Raw genomic sequence first — 16,742 nt, 5'->3', positions numbered from 1 at the left:
GCAATATCCGGCACGTCGCGTTGCCTTAAACCGCGCGCGGGGCGTACAAAGGGGTGCGCTCATTTTTGCAACGATCTATCCCGTTCATTGATGTAGATCGGTCGGGCAGTGAGTGGCATGACGCCCGTGAGGCGGATTTCGGGGGACGCAATGACAGATAGGGCAGCGACGGAAGGACCGGCATTGACCGCGCTGGAACGCCGTTTCCTGTTGCGCGAGCGCGGCACCTCGCTGCGGACGGAGGTGCTGGCGGGAACCACCACGTTCCTGACCATGGCCTATATCGTGCTGGTGAACCCCGCGATCCTGGGACAGGCCGGGATGCCGGTCGCGGCGGTCGCCGCCGCCACCTGCTTCGCCGCCGCCTTCGCCTCGATCCTGATGGGGATGGTCGCCAATGTGCCGCTGGCGCTGGCGCCCGGCATGGGCCTGAACGCCTATTTCAGTTTCACCGTCGTCCAGCAGATGGGCATCCCCTGGCCGGTCGCGCTGGGGTGCGTGCTGATCTCGGGCGTCTGCTTCCTGATCCTGACGCTGACCGGGGTGCGACAGCTGATCGTCTCGGTCATTCCGTCGCATCTGTTCGCGGCGGTGGCGGGCGGGATCGGGCTGTTCATCGGTTTCATCGGGCTGAGGAATGCCGGGATCGTCGTCGCCAGCCCCGCGACGCTGGTCACGCTGGGCCCGTTGACCCAGCCGGGCGCGGCGCTCGCGCTGCTGGGGCTGTTGCTGATCGCGATGCTGAGCATCTGGAACGTGCGCGGCGCGATGCTGATCGGGATCGTCGTCACCACCGCCGTCGCCTGGATGACCGGCCAGGTCACGGTGAAGCCCGAACCCTATAGCCTGACCATGCTGACCGAGACCGCGTTCCGCATCGACCTGCCCGGCGTGTTCGGGGCGGGCGGGCGGCACGGGCTGGGCCTGTTCGAGATATTGTTCGTGTTCCTGTTCGTCGACCTGTTCGACAATATCGGCACGCTGGTCGCGGTGACCAAGCGCGCCGGGCTGATCGACGCGGCGGGTCGTATTCCCGGCCTGAACCGCATCCTCCTGACCGATGCGGTGGCGACCATGGTCGGCGCGGTGGCGGGCACCAGCACCGTCACCAGCTATGTCGAAAGCGCGGCGGGGGTGCAGGCGGGCGGGCGCACCGGGCTGACCGCCATCGTCACCGGCCTGTTGTTCCTGCTGATGATGTTCGTCGCGCCCTATGCGCAGCTGGTGCCGCTGGCCGCCACCGCGCCCGCGCTGATCGTCGTCGGCGGGCTGATGCTGTTGCCGCTGGCCGAGGTGAAATGGGACGATCCGCTGGCGGCGATCCCGGCTTTCCTGACCGTCGCGATGATCCCGCTGACCTTCTCGATCGCCAACGGCCTGGCCTTCGGCATCACCGCGCACGCCATATTGAAGGCGGCGCGCGGACAGGCGACGCGGGCCGACTGGTTCCTGTTCCTGCTCGCCGCCCTGTTCGTCGCGCGCTTCGTCTGGATGGGAGCGGCGTGAGGCAATGACGATCCGCTTCCTTCTCGACGATGCGGTGGTGGAGGTCGCCGACGCGGAGCCGACCGCGACGCTGCTCGACCATCTCCGCTATCGCCTGCGCCGCACCGGCACCAAGGAGGGTTGCGCCGAGGGGGATTGCGGTGCCTGCACCGTCTTGGTCGGCGAGCTTGCCGGAGAAGGCATCGCGTGGCGCGCGGTCAATGCCTGCATCCTGTTCCTGCCTATGATCGACGGCAAGGCGGTGCTGACCGTCGAAAGCCTGTCGCGCGGCGAGACGCTGACCCCGCTCCAGTCGTGCATGGCGCGCAACGGCAGTTCGCAATGTGGCTTCTGCACGCCGGGTTTCGTCATGTCGCTCTATGGCCGCGCGGTGGGCGCGGCGGGGCACGCGCTGCCGGTTGCCGACGTGATCGCAGGGAATCTGTGCCGGTGCACCGGCTATGGCCCGATCCTCGCCGCCGCCGAGGACGCGCCCCGGATCGACCGCGACGATGCACGACTGGCCACTGCGCTGCGCGACCTTCGGACGGCCCCAGAGCCGACAGCAACGAACTGGTTCGCACCGCGATCGGCCGACGACCTTGCCGCGCTGCTGCTCGACCATCCCGATGCGCGGCTGATCGCCGGGGCGACCGATGTCGGGTTGTGGGTGACGAAGGGGCTGCGCGACATCGACACGCCGGTCTTCATCGGCGACGTGCCCGAGCTGCGCACCATCATGGAGGACGCGGCCGGGGTCACGCTGGGCGCGGCGGTGCGCTATGCCGAGGCGCATGACGCGCTCGGGCGGCTGCATCCCGATCTGGGCGAGCTGGTGCGGCGGATCGGCGGATTGCAGGTGCGCAATGCGGGCACGATCGGCGGCAACATCGCCAATGGCTCGCCGATCGGCGACGGGCCGCCCGCGCTGATCGCGCTGGGCGCGTCGCTGACGCTGCGTCGCGGGGACCGGCGGCGGACGCTGGCGCTTGAGGATTATTTCCTCGGCTATGGCCGCCAGGACCGGGCGCCCGGCGAGTTTATCGAGCGCATCCATATCCCCCGCCCCGCCCCCGATGCGATCATCCATATCGCCAAGCTGTCGCGCCGCTTCGACAGCGACATATCCGCGGTGTGCGGCGCCTTCGCGCTGACGCTGCGCGACGGCCTCGTTGCGGAGGCGCGGGTCGCGTTCGGCGGAATGGCGGCGACGCCGCGCCGTGCCCCGGCGTGCGAGGCGGCGCTGGCCGGCGCATCCTTTTCGCAAGCGACGATCGCCCGCGCCGTCGCCGCGCTGCGCGAGGATTTCGCGCCGCTGACCGATGTACGCGGCAGCGCGGCCTATCGCCACGAAGCGGCGGGCAATCTGCTGTGGCGGCTGTGGCACCGCGAACAGGGCGAGCCGGTTTCGGTCCGGGAGGCGGTCTGATGGCCGATCCCACTGCGCCCTATACCGCAGAGCCGATCGTGAAGCCCTCGCTGCCGCATGACAGCGCGGTCCTGCATGTCACCGGTGCGGCGCGCTATGTCGATGACGAGCCCGAGCCCGCCGATCTGCTCCACCTCGCCTTCGGCCAGTCGAGCGAGACGCATGCCGAAATCGTCGCGCTCGACCTGTCGGCGGTGCGCGCCGCACCGGGCGTCGTGGCGGTCTTCACCGCAGCCGACATACCGGGGCATAATGACGTCAGCCCGGTCGCGCATGACGACCGGCTGCTTGCGGACGGGGAAGTCCTGTATCGCGGCCAACCGGTCTTCCTCGTCGCGGCGACCAGCCGGGGTGCGGCGCGGCGGGCGGCGCGGCTGGGGCAGATTGCCTATGCCCCCCGCCCCGCGCTGCTGTCGATCGCGGACGCTCGCGCCGCCGCCTCGCTGATCGAGCCGACCCAGCGCATGGCGCGCGGCGACGCTGCTGCCGCCCTGGAAAACGCCCCGCATCGCCGGTCCGGCGGGTTCGCGATGGGCGGGCAGGACCATTTCTATCTGGAGGGGCAGGTCGCGCTCGCGCGTCCCGGCGAGGACGGGCAGATCCACATCACCAGCTCGACCCAGCATCCCAGCGAGGTCCAGCATCTGGTCGCCAACCTGCTGGGCGTGACGTCGGCGGACGTCACGGTCGAGGTGCGTCGCATGGGCGGCGCGTTCGGCGGCAAGGAGACGCAGGCGGCCCCCTTTGCCGCCGCCGCCGCTCTGGTCGCCGCCAAGACGGGTCGCCCCGCCAAATTCTGCTGCGACCGCGACGACGACATGGTGCTGACCGGCAAGCGCCATGATTTCGAGGTCGGCTATGATGTCGGTTTCGACGACGACGGCCGGATCGTCGGACTGGTGCTGCGGCTGGCGTCGCGGTGCGGGGCGACGGTGGACCTGTCGCCCGCGATCAACGACCGTGCGATGTTCCATGCGGACAATTGCTATTGGCTGCCCGCGATCGAGATCGTCTCCGAACGGCTGAAGACCCACACCGTCTCCGCCACCGCCTTTCGCGGTTTCGGCGGGCCGCAAGGCATGCTGGCGATCGAGCGGGTGATCGATGCGGTCGCAGCCGCGCTGGGCCGCGATCCGCTCGAGGTGCGCATCGCCAATCTCTACGGGCCGGGGCGCGACGTGACGCCCTATGGCATGACGATCGCCGACAATATCGCACCGGCGCTGATCGCCCGGTTGCGCGGCGACAGCGACTATGACGCACGCCGCGCCGCTATCCGCGAATTCAACGCCCGCCACACCGTACTGAAGAAGGGCATCGCGCTGACCCCGGTGAAGTTCGGGATCAGCTTCACCACCACCCATCTCAACCAGGCGGGCGCGCTGGTGCATGTCTATGCCGATGGCAGCATCCAGCTGAACCATGGCGGCACCGAAATGGGCCAGGGCCTGTACATCAAGGTCGCGCAGGTCGTGGCGGACGTCTTCGCCGTGCCGGTGACAAAGGTGCGCATCACCGCGACGCGCACCGACAAGGTGCCCAACACCTCCGCCACCGCCGCCTCGTCGGGGGCCGATTTGAACGGCATGGCGGCGTTCGAGGCAGCGCGCACCATCCGCGAGCGGCTGGCGGGCGTGGCGGCGTCGATCGGCGGCTGTGCGGTAGAGGCGGTGCGCTTCACCCCGGCCGGGGTCGTCGCGGGGGCGGAGACGCTCCCCTTCGACACGCTGTGCCGCAAGGCGCATCTGGCACGGGTGTCGCTGTCCTCGACCGGATTCTATGCGACGCCGGACATCGCCTATGACCGAGCGGCGCATCGTGGGCGCCCCTTTTACTATTTCGCCTATGGCGCGGCGTGCGCGGAGGTGGTGGTGGACACGCTGACCGGCGAGCATCGCGTCCTGGCGGTCGATATCCTCCATGATGTCGGCCGGTCGCTCAATCCGGCGATCGACCTTGGCCAGATCGAGGGCGGGTTCCTCCAGGGCCAGGGCTGGCTGACCACCGAGGAACTGGTCTTTGCCGAGGATGGCCGGTTGCTGACCCATTCGCCCGCCACCTACAAGATCCCGACCGCCGCCGACCGCCCGCACCGATTTCGGGTCGCGCTGTGGGATGGGGAGAATGTCGAGCCGACGATCAACCGCTCGAAAGCGGTCGGCGAGCCGCCGTTCATGCTGGCCCAGTGCGTGCTCTCCGCGCTGGGCGAGGCGGTGGCCGCCACCGCGCCCGAACGGCGCGGCTTTCCGCCGCTGAACGCGCCCGCCACGCCCGAGGCGATCCTGCGCGCGATCGCCGCCCACCGCGCATGAACGCCCTGTGGATGACCAGGCTCCGCGACGCCGCGCCCGGCGAGCGCATCGCGCTGGTCACGGTGCTGGCGACCGAGGGGTCCGCCCCGCGCGGCGCAGGCACCCGGATGGCGGTGACGGACGCCGCCGCGTTCGACACGATCGGCGGCGGCGCGCTGGAGCATCAGGCGATCGAACAGGCCCGCACGATCCTGGCCCACCCACCCGGCACCTGGCGGATACAGGATTATCCGCTCGGCCCCCTGCTCGGCCAATGCTGTGGCGGGCGTGTCCGGCTGTTGATCGAGCGGATCGACCCCGATGCGCTGGACTGGATCGAGACGGCTACCATCGGCGCGACGCTGACCACCCTGCTGCACCCGTCGGGCATCACGCGCACCGTCGATCCGGCGGCGGCAATCGTTGCGCTGTCCGCGCGCGGCGAACGTCCCGGCGCGGGCGCATGCTGGGCCGAACGGCTCGGCCAGTGGCATCGGCCGCTCTATCTGTTCGGTGCGGGTCATGTCGGCCAGGCCATCGCGCGTCAGGCGGTCGGCCTGCCGCTGCGGCTCGCCTGGTTCGACAGCCGCACGGCGATGCAGGAGTTGAAGGGCGTGACGATCGTCGACGAGGATCGCCTGCCCGCCTGTCTGGCCGACGCACCTGCCGAGGCGGCGGTGCTGATCCTGACCCATGACCATGGGCTCGATTACCGGCTGACCCGCGCCGCCTTGACGCGCCCGCCGCTGGCCTTTGTCGGGTTGATCGGATCGGCGACCAAGCGCGCCCGCTTCCTCGCCCGGCTGACCCGTGACGACGTGCCGGACGAAGCCCGCGCCCGGCTGACCTGCCCGATCGGGCTGGCGGCGATCACCGGCAAGGAACCCGACGTGATCGCGCTGTCGGTCCTGGCCCAACTTCTCGCGCTGGGCCGCGAGCCCGCCCCCTACCCCGTTATTGCTGAGTGACCATGACCCTACGCCTTTTCCGTGCCGAACTTTTGTCGATCGGTGCCGATCCCCGCGACGATCCGACCGCGATCCGGCATGAGGCCGACGGGCTGCTCGCGGTCGAGGACGGGCTGGTCGTGGCGCGCGGCGATTATGCGACGCTGGCGCCGCAGTTCGACGGCGTCGCCGTCGAGCAGCTGCCCGGCATCGTCGTCCCCGGCTTTGTCGACGCGCATGTCCATTATCCGCAGATGGACCGCATCGCCTCGCATGGCGAACAGCTGCTCGACTGGCTGGAACGCCATATCTTCCCGGCCGAAAAAGCCTTTGCCGACCCGGCCCATGCCGCCGCCGTCGCCAATGCCTTCCTGACCGAGCTGCTCCGCCACGGCACGACCAGCGCGCTGGTCTTCCCGACCGTCCACCCCGGATCGGTCGACGCGCTGTTCCAGGCGGCACTCGACCGACGGATGCGCATCCTGTCGGGCAAGGTGCTGATGGACCTCGGTCCCGAAGGTCTCCGCGACACGCCCGAGAGCGCCCGTGCGGATAGCGAGGCGCTGATCAAGCGATGGCGCGGGCGCGGGCGGCTGGGCTATGCGGTGACGCCGCGTTTCGTGCTGACCTCGTCCGACGAACAGCTCGTACAGGCCGCCGCGCTGCTCGACGCGAACCCCGATGTGTTGCTGCACACCCATTTGGCCGAGAACCGCCACGAATGCGCCGCCGTCGCCGAACGCTTCCCGCATGCGCACGACTATCTCGACGTCTATGACCGGTTCGGGCTGGTCGGCCCGCGATCGGTGTTCGCGCATGGCATCCACCTGACCGACCGGAGTTGCGCGCGGCTGGCCGAGGCCGGGGCGGGGATCGCGGTCTGCCCGACCTCCAATCTCTTCCTGGGGTCGGGATTTTTCGATTTCGGACAGGCGGACTCGCACCGGCTGCGGCTGGGCCTGGGCAGCGATATCGGCGCGGGCACGTCCTTTTCGATGCTCCACACCGCCGGGGTCGCCTATCAGGCGGCGCTCGCGCGCGAGTTGCGGCTCGATCCGTTCCGTGCGCTCTATCTCGCCACGGCGGGCAGCGCGGCGCTGCTCAACATCGGCGACCGGGTCGGGGCACTGCTGCCCGGACAGGAGGCCGACTTCGTCGTGCTGGACGAAGCCGCCACGCCGCTCCTCGCGCGGCGGACCGCGGGCGCCGACCTGGCCGCACGGCTGTTCGCGATGCAGGTGCTGGGCGACGACCGCACCGTGCGGCGTACCTATGTAATGGGCGAATGCGCCTGGGATCGGGGGACGGGCTGATGCGCAAGCTGGGGTTGCAGCTTCTTGGATGTTTAATGGCACTGCTTGCGGCGACAATGCCCGCGCAGGCGCAGGAGAACCGCCGCCTGGTCGTCATCGACGACGAAGGCTTCGGGCTGGGCCATGTCATGCTGCTCGACGCGCCCGATGTCGAGGTGCTGGGCATTACCACCGTCACGGGCAATGTCTGGGTCAATCGCGCCACCGCCCTGGCGCTTAAGGGCGTCGAGCGGATGGGCCGGAGCGTGCCCGTCGCACAAGGCGCGACCTATCCGCTGGTCAATTCGGAGGTGCTGACCGAACGCTGGGAGGCGCTGTACGGCAAGCTGACCTGGAAGGGCGCCTGGATGCGCCAATGGGTCGAGCCGACGAAACAGAGCACCCCGCCCTATCACCATGCCGATGACCCGGTCGACCTGCCCGGCGGCAATCCGACCACCCGCCCCTCGCCCGAGATCGCCGCCAATTTCCTGCTGCGCATGGTGCACGAGCATCCCGGACAGGTGACGATCATCGCGATGGGGCCGCTGACCAATCTGGCGCTGGCGCAGCGGCTCGACCCCGCCTTTGCCGGTCTGGCGAAGGAGTTGGTCTATATGGGCGGCAGCCTCAATCCCCGTCAGGTCAGGGACGGCGTGTCGGCCAGCCAGTTCGCGCGCGAATTCGTCCATTCGCCGCGCCGCGAGTTCAACGCGCGCTTTGATCCCGAGGCGGCGAGCATCGTGTCGCGCAGCCCGTGGCGGCACATCACCGTCGTCCCCGCCGACCCGTCCACCGCGACCGAGCTGACGCCCGCGCTGATCGCGCGGCTGCGCGCGGTGTCGCCGCCCGCCATGGCAGGCTGGATCGGGTCGCTCGAACCCGGCTTTCCGATGTGGGACGAGATCGCCGCCGCGGTCTGGCTCGAGCCCAAGATCGTCACCACGCGCGACACCGCCTTTGTCGATTACGATACGCAGTTCGGGCCGGGTTACGGCGATATGCTGTCGTGGAGCCCAGGCTATCAGCCGGGGATCGGCGAACAGCGCGCGGAGGTGATCCGCGCCGTCGATCCCGCCCGGCTGGAGGCGCTGATGCTGCGGTTGCTGGCCCGTCCGACCCGGCCTCAGGCCACGGGGGGCTGATAGGCGAACTGGGTGAAGCCCGCCTCGATCTCGCGCAGCACCATCGCGGCGGCATAGGAGGGCGTGCGCGCGGTCGCGGTGCACAGGGCCAGCGTCATCGGGCGCAGCACCTTGTCCGCGATGCGCGTGAACGCCAGCGATCCGGTGCGCACCTCGGTCGATACGTCCAGCGAGGTCAGGATTCCGACGCTGTCGCCCTGCTCGATCAGCGAGGCGATCATCTGGATATTGTCCGACGTCACGCGCCGGTTGAGCGTGACGCCCGACGTCGCCTCCAGCACCGCGACCTGCTGGTGCACGGCCAGCGGCGCGGCCGGGAGGATCACCGATTCGCCGTCGCAATCGGAAAAGCGAATCTCCGGCTGCCCCGCCAGCCGATGCCCCGGCGGCGAGACGATGCCCAGCACCACGTCGACAAAGGCGCGGACCGTCAGATCCTGATAGGATTGCGGGTCGAACAGGATGCCGAAATCGACGTCATTGGCGGCGATCGCGCGCCGCACCTGCTCGTTGCCCAGCACATGCACCCCCATGGTGATGCCGGGATGGCTTTGCTGGATCGCATGGATCGCGGCGGGCATATAGCCCTTGGACAGCGCGTCGATGACCGCGATGTCGACATGGCCGCGCTTCAGCCCGCGCAGGTCCTCGATCTGGGCCAGCGTGTCCCCGAGCTGCTTCTGCCAGCGTCCGCCCGCCGCCATCATCACCTCGCCCGCCGCCGTCAGCCGCAGGCCGGTGGACAGCCGTTCGAACAGCTGCACCCCCAGCCGCGCCTCGGCATTCAGGATCTGCCGGTCGATCGCCGAGGCCGACACCGCCAGCTCATCGGCGGCGCGCCGGATCGAGCCCAGCCGTCCGACCGCCATGAAATATCGAATGAAGCGCGATAGGGCGGGCATGCTCTAATTTATGCAACGGATCGTCGTCATCATTGCGTTTGAATGCAACGATCCCGGCCCGTAGGTCAACTGCCGGTTCGGTATGATGACGCGGCCACCGTGCGATTGCCGCGGAATACGGACCGGCGTGACGACGATGGCCAGACGCCGCCGCGATCACGGGGGAGAGATCAGGGACAAACAGCGACGGACCGGCCCAGGGGAATGGGCCGGACGTCACATGGGGGGCTGACACTGATGACGCTTGCTTGCTCGCTATCGACCATTTCGCGCGCGCCCGGACGAGGGCGCCGCACCGGGATCGCTTTGCTCTTGTCGCTGCTGTGCGGGACCGCGATGACCACGCCCGCCTTCGCCCAGCAGGCGACGACGGCCACCTCGCCCCAGCCCGCCGCGCAGGACGGAGCGGAGATCGTCGTCACCGGATCGCTCGACGCGCTGCCGGTGAAGGATGTCGGCTCGGTCTTCGGATTCGACAAGACGCTGGTCGAAACGCCGCGCTCCGCCTCGACGATCAGCGACGAACAGATCGAGCGGTTCGGCATCACCGACATCTATGATCTGGTCGCGCAGTCGCCCGGCACCTTCACCAACTCCTTCTTCGGGGTGGGCGGCGCGCTCGACATTCGCGGCACGCCGGGCGAGACCTATTTTCGCGGCGTCCGCCGGCTCGACAATGCGGGCAATTATCCGACGCCGATCGCGGCGGCCGATCGGATCGACATCGTGCGCGGCCCCGCCTCGCCCATCTATGGCCCGTCCAAGACGGGCGGCTATCTGAACTTCGTGCCCAAATCGGCGCGGGTCGCGGGCGGCGCGCTGCTGAGCGGTCCGACCGGCGAGGTGAGCTATACGGGCGGCAGCTGGGACCGGAACAACCTGCGCGCCGAGGTGCGCGGGCCGCTGCACCTGGCGGGCGCCGATCTGGGCTATAGCCTCTATGCCGAGGTCGAGGATTCGGGCAGCTATTACCGCAACATGTCGACCCGGCAGACCATCCTGCAGGGCGCGTTCGACCATCAGCTGACCGACCGGATCAAGATCGAGTTCGGCGGCCAGTATCAGAATTTCAAGGGCCAGCAGAATGGCGGCTGGAACCGCCTGACGCAGAAGCTGGTCGACAACGGCACCTATATCACCGGCACCGCCAAGCCGCTCGACACCAATGGCGACGGCCAGATTTCCCAGGGCGAGATCAACGCATCGATCCCCGGCGGCCTGTCGATCTTCGGCAATTACACCTGCCCCAACAGCACGCCCAGCCCCTTCGCCAGCGGCTTCACCAATGCCTGTTTCACCCAGACCTATCCGCAGCTGAACCTGGTCAACACCGGCACGACGACGCTCAGCCGCCGCAACGTGCTGACCGGGCCGAACGACAAGCTGGAAAACAAGCAGACCACGCTCTACTACGACATCACCTTCGATGGGCCGAGCGACCTGACCATCAAGAACCAGCTCTTCTTCGACCACACCCAGAACATCAACAACAATGATTACGGCTTCTCGCAGCGTGTCAAATCCTATGTGATCGAGGACAAGATCGTCATCGCCAAGTCGATCAAGACCGACATCGGCAAATTCTCCGGTCAGTTCTCGCCGTCGGTCCGCTATGTCAATTTTGATTACGGTGATGATTTCGATTACGAATATTTCAGCCGTGTCGACCTGACGCAAAGCTATACGCCCGCGTCGAACCGGCTGCTCGCGAACGAGTGCAATTGCGGCTATACCGACCGGGTCTTCGGCCACACCACCGACTTTGGCCTGGCCGCGCTGGTCGATCTGGATTTCGACTTCGGGCTCGATCTGCTGCTGGGCGGGCGGTACGACAAGGTGGACGCCGCGTCGCGCTATGATCCGACCGTCATGGACCGGGTGCCGACCCGCGTTTCGGCCAAGGGCAGCGACGATGGCTGGTCGTGGACCGCCAGCGCGTCCTACAAGCTGCCCTTCGGCCTGATCCCCTATGCGACCGCGTCGCAGCAGGCGACCATCGTCGTCGGCCAGGGCGCTGAGGTGCTGCCCGAGGCGGTGGCATCGGGCTTCATGTCGACCTCCCGCCTGTACGAAGGCGGCATCAAGGGAAGCTGGCTGAACGAGCGGCTCTATGCGGCGCTCTCGGTCTACAAACAGAACCGGACCGACTTCAACATCCAGTCGATCACCGTCAACCAGGCGGTCGAGACCAAGGGGGTGGAGGCCGAAGCCCGCTGGGCGGTCGACCGCCACCTGCTCGTAACCGGCGCCTATACCCATACCGAGGTCGTCAACCTGACCGGCCTGCAAGCGGGTTCGCTCTTCAGCTTCTTCGGCATCGAGGATCTGGTCAACGTCACCAACCCGACGCTGTATCTGGGCGGCCAGCCGATCGGTTCGGTGCCGATCACCAACCGCAATCAGGCGCGCCGCGCGGGCATTCCCGCCAACCTCTATTCCGCCACGGCGACCTATGGCTTCGACAATGGCCTGTCGGTCAGCGGCAGCGTGGTGAAGGTCGACTCGGTCTTTTCGGGCCAGTCGCAGGCGGTGCGGCTGCCCGGCTATGCGCTGGTCGATCTGTCGACCTCGTATCAGACCGGCCCCTGGCTGTTCCGCCTGGTCGTCAAGAACGCGACCAATGCGCGCTATTTCCGCGCCAACTTCACCGAATTGTTCGGCAGCACCATCGTCCTGCCCGAGCGTCCGCGCAGCTTCCTGGCCTCCGCCGTCTATAAATTCTGAATGGGCGGACGGAGATGCGAGCCGCCCGTTCGCGTCCCCGTCCCGCCGGAGTATCGATCATGAACCCTCTCGTCACCGGGCTGCTGCTCGCCGCCATGGCCCCCGCCCCGCAACCCGCTCCCCAACCCGCCCCACCGCCGTCGCTTTGCGCCATCGCCGCCCCCTGCCCCCGCCCCCTGCCGGTGCGGATGGTCGTCGTCACCATGTTCGAGATCGGCAAGGACGAAGGCGATGTCGCGGGCGAGTTCCAGCTGTGGAAGACGCGGCGCGATCTGCGCCAGCGCATCCCCTTCCCGCACGGCTATCACGACCTCTATTACAACCCAGACACGCAGATATTGGGAGTCGTCACCGGCGTCGGCTCGGTCCGATCCGCCGCCGCGATCACCGCGCTGGGCCTCGACACGCGGCTGGACCTGTCACGCGCCTATTGGCTGGTCGCCGGGATCGCGGGGATCGATCCCGAGGATGCCTCGATCGGCTCGGCGGCCTGGGCGCGCTACAGCGTCGACGGCGATCTGGCGCATGAGATCGACGCGCGCGAGATACCCGCCGATTGGAAGACCGGCTATTTCCCGATCGACCGCAAGGGCCCCAACGACCCCGCGCCGCCCCGGCCCGATGGCGGGGAGGTGTTCGCGCTGAACCCCGGCCTGACCGAATGGGCCTATCGGCTGACGCGCGACGTGCCGCTGCCCGACGATCCGGGGATCGCGCGCGAACGGGCCCGCTATACCGACCATCCCAATGCCCGAAAGCCGCCCTTCGTCCTGATCGGCGACCAGTTTTCGGCGATGACCTTCTGGCACGGCGCGCTGCTCAATCGCTGGGCCAATGATCACACCCGGTACTTCACGCAGGGCAAGGGCAGTTTCGTCACCAGCGCGATGGAGGAAACCGGTACGCTCCAGGCGATCGCTTATCTCTCGAAGATCGGCCGGGTCGACAAGGACCGCGTCCTCGTGCTGCGCGCGGGCAGCAACTACACCATGCCGCCGCCGGGGGTGACCGCCGCCGACTATCTGCTGCGCGAGAATGAGGGTTATGCCGGGCTGAACGCGTCGGTCGAGAGCCTCTACCGGGTCGGCAATAGGGTGGTGGAGGAATTGCTGACCCATTGGGATCGCTACGCCACGACCCCGCCGCGCTGATGCGCCGCCGCCCTGGCGCGGCACGGTCAGGCCACCGCGCCGTCGCCGCTCGTCCGGTTGCCGAAAAAGGCGTTCAGCCCGACCGCGCTGATCGATGCCAGCACGATCCCCGAATGCAGCAACGGGGCCAGCGCGGTCGGCATCGCCTGGAAGAAGCGGTCGGACAGGACCGGGATCAGCCCGACGGCGATCGACACCGCGATCGTCACCAGCCGCTCGAAGGTCAGCTCGACCGACCCCAGGATCCGGATGCCCGTCGCCGCGATCATCCCGAACATGACCAGCGCCGCCCCGCCCAGCACCGGCAAGGGCACCGCCGCGACCAGCGCCGCCAGCTTCGGACAGACGCCCAGCGTCAGCAGGATCACCCCCGCCCCCGCGCATACGAAGCGCGAGCGGACGCCGGTGATGCTCAGCAAGCCGATATTCTGCGCGAAGGAGGTATAGGGAAAGGTGTTGAAGATGCCGCCCAGCAGCGTACCGGCCGCATCGCCGCGCAGGCCCCGCACCATCTGGCGCTGGTCGATCGGCCGACCGACCATCTGCCCCGCCGCCATGAACATGCCGAAGGATTCGATCATCACCGTCATCATGACCAGGCACATCGCGATCGACGCGGGCAGGTCGAAGGTCGGCAAGCCGAACTGAAAGGGGCGCACCAGCGCGAACCACGGCGCCTCGCGAACCTGGGTCAGATCGACCTGGCCGGTCGCGCCCGCGATGATCGTCCCGACCACCGTCCCCGCCAGCACCGCACCGCTTCGCAACAGGCCGCGACCGAAGCGCATCAGGCAGAGCACGATGGCCAGCGTCAGCAGCGCCAGCAGCAGATGCGCCGGTGCGCCATATCCGGGATCGCTCGGCTGCCCGCCTGCCGTCCAGTTAATGCCGACCCGCATCAGGCTGAGCCCGATCGACAGGATCACCGTTCCGGTCACGGCGGGCGGGAACAGCCGCGACACCCGGCCGACGAACGGCGCGATCAGGAAACCGAACAGCCCGGCGACGATCACCGCGCCGTAAATGCCCTGCAAGACCATGGCGGGCGGCGTGCCATCGGCCTTGCCGGTGGCGATCATCGCCAGCATCGGGCTGATCGAGGCGAAGGTCACGCCCATCACGATCGGCAGGCGGATCCCCACCAGCGGCAGGCCCAGCGTCTGGATCAGCGTGGCGAACCCGCAGGCGACCAGATCGGCGCTGATCAGCATGCCCAACTCCGCAGGGGGCAGGCCCAGCGCGCGGCCGACGACCAGCGGCACCGCCACCGCCCCGGCATACATGACCAGCACATGCTGACAGGCCAGCGGAACCAGCCGCCGCGCGGGCAGCACCGCGTCGACGCCGTCCCCGGCCCGGTCGATCGCGGGCGCGACGGACGGATCGGACATGTCCTGGCCTGCCAGGGGCAACTTCCGTGTCGCCGATTGCATGGGCTTGGATCTCCGTCTGTCCATGAGGTGATGACGGTCATCGTATCGATATCGAAGCGGCCGCCACCAGCGCCGATTCTGGAACGGAGCGATCGAGAAAAGGCATCGCTCCCGACCCGCCATGCCGTTCCATCGCGAACGGCATCGGAAATCGCGCATCCGGGCTATCGCCTGTGTGCACGATTGCGCATGATGACGCCCGCGCCCGCCAATTCCGGCCGATGGAGCCTGCCCGCATGACCGACGACGACTTCATCACCGCGCTGCCCAAGGCCGAGCTGCATCTGCATATCGAGGGCAGCCTCGAACCCGAGCTGATGTTCGACCTCGCCCGCCGCAACCGGGTATCCATCCCGTTCCGTTCGGTGGAGGAGGTTCGGGCGGCCTATGCCTTTTCCAATCTGCAGGATTTCCTCGACATCTATTATGCGGGCGCCGACGTGCTGCGGACGGCGGAGGATTTTCACGATCTGGCGGTCGCCTATTTCGACCGCGCGGCGGCCGATGGCGTGGTCCATGCCGAAATCTTCTTCGATCCGCAGACGCATACCGATCGCGGCATCCCCTTCGACGTGGTGATGGAGGGGCTGCTGGCCGGGATGGCCGCGGCGAAGGAGCGCCATGGCCTGACGTCGAAGCTGATCCTGTGCTTCCTCCGCCATCTGGACGAGGAGGCCGCCTTCGCGACATTCGACCAGGCCGGGAAATGGCTCGACCGCATCGATGGCGTCGGGCTCGATTCGTCCGAGGTCGGCCATCCACCATCCAAATTCGCCCGCGTGTTCGCCGCCGCCGGGGATGCGGGCCTCAAGCGCGTGGCGCATGCCGGGGAGGAAGGGCCGCCCGCCTATGTCCATGAAGCGCTCGATCTGCTCGGGATCGATCGGCTCGACCATGGCAATCGCGCGCTGGAGGACCCGCTATTGACCGCCCGCCTCGCGCGGGAGGCGATGACGCTGACCGTATGCCCACTTTCCAACCACAAACTATGCGTGGTCAAGGACATGACGGACCATCCCATCGACCGGATGCTGCGCCTGGGCCTGCGGGCGACGATCAATTCGGACGATCCCGCCTATTTCGGTGGCTATGTCGGCGACAATTACAGGGCGGTCGCCCGGGCCCGGAACCTGTCCCGCGCCGATCTGGTGACGCTGGCGCGCAACAGCTTCCTCGGATCGTTTCTGGACGATGCCGCGATCGCGGCGCATCTCGCGCGGCTCGACACTTTCGCGCAGCGTTCCGGATAAGCGGCGACGGTTGCCCTGGCGACGCCAGGGGGTAGAAGACGAGCGCCGGCTTCGGGCAGGAATAGACCCGGTCGGCCCAACAAGGATGATGGAAGTTTCGTGGTCACCAAAGTCTATCTGTCCGCCGATCGCCTGCTCGAGGACTCGTTCCGCCTGGCCAATCTGGTGTTCGATTCCGGATTTCGCCCGACCCATATCGTCGGCATCTGGCGCGGCGGCGCGCCGGTGGGCATCGCCGTCCAGGAACTGCTCGAATATCGCGGCGTCCAGAGCGATCACATCGCGATCCGCACCACCTCCTATACGGGAATCGACCAGCAGGACCCGCAGGTCCGCATCTATGGCCTCGGCTATCTGGTCGATGTGCTCAACCCCGAGGATCGGCTGCTGCTGATCGACGACGTGTTCGATTCGGGGCGCTCGATCCGCGCGGTCCTGAAGGAACTGAAGGAGCGGTGCCGGAACAACATCCCGGACGAGGTGAAGGTCGCGACCGTCTATTACAAACCCTCGCGCAACGTGACCGACCTGAAGCCCGATTTCTTCGTGCACCAGACCAATGACTGGCTGATCTTCCCGCACGAGATCAACGGGCTGACCGAGGCGGAGATTCGCGAGCACAAGCACGGCGCCGACATCATCCTGCGCTGACACGAGATTGCCCCTCCCCTTCCGGCAAGGGGCTCATGTTGG

At 67.8% G+C, this 16,742-nt stretch carries 12 protein-coding genes; 10 read left to right on the top strand and 2 right to left on the bottom strand.

The window, feature by feature from the left end:
* The first annotated feature begins 150 nt into the window (after positions 1-150).
* Genes ABIC44_RS11080 through ABIC44_RS11055 form a run of 6 tightly spaced genes read left to right on the top strand, consistent with a single transcriptional unit; the run spans position 151 to position 8,589 of the window.
* Positions 151-1,506, top strand: a complete 1,356-nt coding sequence (locus ABIC44_RS11080; RefSeq protein ID WP_354295441.1) for an NCS2 family permease — start codon at positions 151-153, stop codon at positions 1,504-1,506.
* Positions 1,507-1,510: 4 nt separating this feature from the next.
* Complete coding sequence (gene xdhA / locus ABIC44_RS11075) at positions 1,511-2,914, top strand: xanthine dehydrogenase small subunit (RefSeq protein WP_354295439.1); 1,404 nt, start codon at positions 1,511-1,513, stop codon at positions 2,912-2,914.
* Positions 2,914-5,226: a xanthine dehydrogenase molybdopterin binding subunit gene (gene xdhB, locus ABIC44_RS11070; protein WP_354295437.1), complete on the top strand. Its 2,313-nt coding sequence runs from the start codon at positions 2,914-2,916 to the stop codon at positions 5,224-5,226. The genes xdhA and xdhB overlap by 1 nt, the downstream gene beginning before the upstream one ends.
* Positions 5,227-5,237: 11 nt before the next feature.
* Entirely contained in the window at positions 5,238-6,173 is a 936-nt protein-coding gene (gene xdhC / locus ABIC44_RS11065) for a xanthine dehydrogenase accessory protein XdhC (protein WP_354295436.1), read from the top strand.
* Between the two features lie 2 nt (positions 6,174-6,175).
* Positions 6,176-7,465 (top strand): guanine deaminase, encoded by a 1,290-nt coding sequence (gene guaD / locus ABIC44_RS11060; protein ID WP_354295434.1) that lies wholly within the window; start codon positions 6,176-6,178, stop codon positions 7,463-7,465.
* The gene (locus ABIC44_RS11055; protein WP_354295432.1) at positions 7,438-8,589 is read left to right on the top strand and encodes a nucleoside hydrolase; all 1,152 of its coding nucleotides are present in this window, start codon (positions 7,438-7,440) and stop codon (positions 8,587-8,589) included. The genes guaD and ABIC44_RS11055 overlap by 28 nt, the downstream gene beginning before the upstream one ends.
* Here ABIC44_RS11055 and ABIC44_RS11050 read toward each other — a convergent pair.
* The gene (locus ABIC44_RS11050; RefSeq protein ID WP_354295431.1) at positions 8,571-9,491 is read right to left on the bottom strand and encodes a LysR family transcriptional regulator; all 921 of its coding nucleotides are present in this window, start codon (positions 9,489-9,491) and stop codon (positions 8,571-8,573) included. The genes ABIC44_RS11055 and ABIC44_RS11050 overlap by 19 nt on opposite strands.
* 336 nt (positions 9,492-9,827) lie before the next feature.
* Here ABIC44_RS11050 and ABIC44_RS11045 point away from each other — a divergent pair, with 336 nt between their 5' ends.
* Positions 9,828-12,215, top strand: a complete 2,388-nt coding sequence (locus tag ABIC44_RS11045; protein ID WP_354295430.1) for a TonB-dependent siderophore receptor — start codon at positions 9,828-9,830, stop codon at positions 12,213-12,215.
* Between the two features lie 59 nt (positions 12,216-12,274).
* The gene (locus ABIC44_RS11040) at positions 12,275-13,366 is read left to right on the top strand and encodes a purine nucleoside permease (RefSeq protein WP_354295428.1); all 1,092 of its coding nucleotides are present in this window, start codon (positions 12,275-12,277) and stop codon (positions 13,364-13,366) included.
* Between the two features lie 26 nt (positions 13,367-13,392).
* Here ABIC44_RS11040 and ABIC44_RS11035 read toward each other — a convergent pair whose 3' ends face one another.
* Complete coding sequence (locus ABIC44_RS11035) at positions 13,393-14,757, bottom strand: nucleobase:cation symporter-2 family protein (protein WP_354295426.1); 1,365 nt, start codon at positions 14,755-14,757, stop codon at positions 13,393-13,395.
* 278 nt (positions 14,758-15,035) lie between these two features.
* On the opposite strand from ABIC44_RS11035, the gene ABIC44_RS11030 reads away from it, so the two are divergent.
* Positions 15,036-16,049 carry an adenosine deaminase gene (locus tag ABIC44_RS11030; protein WP_354295424.1) on the top strand — a complete coding sequence of 338 codons (1,014 nt, stop codon included), beginning with the start codon at positions 15,036-15,038 and terminating at the stop codon, positions 16,047-16,049.
* A gap of 99 nt (positions 16,050-16,148) precedes the next feature.
* Positions 16,149-16,700: a phosphoribosyltransferase gene (locus ABIC44_RS11025; RefSeq protein WP_307100324.1), complete on the top strand. Its 552-nt coding sequence runs from the start codon at positions 16,149-16,151 to the stop codon at positions 16,698-16,700.
* Positions 16,701-16,742 lie beyond the last annotated feature (42 nt).

Origin of the sequence: Sphingomonas sp. 1185 (assembly GCF_040544655.1) — a bacterium.
Taxonomy (GTDB): domain Bacteria; phylum Pseudomonadota; class Alphaproteobacteria; order Sphingomonadales; family Sphingomonadaceae; genus Sphingomonas.
Note: the sequence above shows the minus strand (reverse complement) of the source record. Positions and strands in the feature narration are given on the sequence as shown.

What these genes read in the sequence shown, in the direction of transcription:
- ABIC44_RS11055 (WP_354295432.1), top strand. Translation starts at nt 7,438, where the DNA reads ATGCGCCTGGGATCGGGGGACGGGCTGATGCGCAAGCTGGGGTTGCAG.
- ABIC44_RS11045 (WP_354295430.1), top strand. Translation starts at nt 9,828, where the DNA reads ATGACCACGCCCGCCTTCGCCCAGCAGGCGACGACGGCCACCTCGCCC.
- guaD (WP_354295434.1), top strand. Translation starts at nt 6,176, where the DNA reads ATGACCCTACGCCTTTTCCGTGCCGAACTTTTGTCGATCGGTGCCGAT.
- ABIC44_RS11035 (WP_354295426.1), bottom strand. Translation starts at nt 14,757, where the DNA reads ATGTCCGATCCGTCCGTCGCGCCCGCGATCGACCGGGCCGGGGACGGC.
- ABIC44_RS11050 (WP_354295431.1), bottom strand. Translation starts at nt 9,491, where the DNA reads ATGCCCGCCCTATCGCGCTTCATTCGATATTTCATGGCGGTCGGACGG.
- xdhB (WP_354295437.1), top strand. Translation starts at nt 2,914, where the DNA reads ATGGCCGATCCCACTGCGCCCTATACCGCAGAGCCGATCGTGAAGCCC.
- ABIC44_RS11080 (WP_354295441.1), top strand. Translation starts at nt 151, where the DNA reads ATGACAGATAGGGCAGCGACGGAAGGACCGGCATTGACCGCGCTGGAA.
- xdhC (WP_354295436.1), top strand. Translation starts at nt 5,238, where the DNA reads ATGACCAGGCTCCGCGACGCCGCGCCCGGCGAGCGCATCGCGCTGGTC.
- ABIC44_RS11030 (WP_354295424.1), top strand. Translation starts at nt 15,036, where the DNA reads ATGACCGACGACGACTTCATCACCGCGCTGCCCAAGGCCGAGCTGCAT.
- xdhA (WP_354295439.1), top strand. Translation starts at nt 1,511, where the DNA reads ATGACGATCCGCTTCCTTCTCGACGATGCGGTGGTGGAGGTCGCCGAC.
- ABIC44_RS11040 (WP_354295428.1), top strand. Translation starts at nt 12,275, where the DNA reads ATGAACCCTCTCGTCACCGGGCTGCTGCTCGCCGCCATGGCCCCCGCC.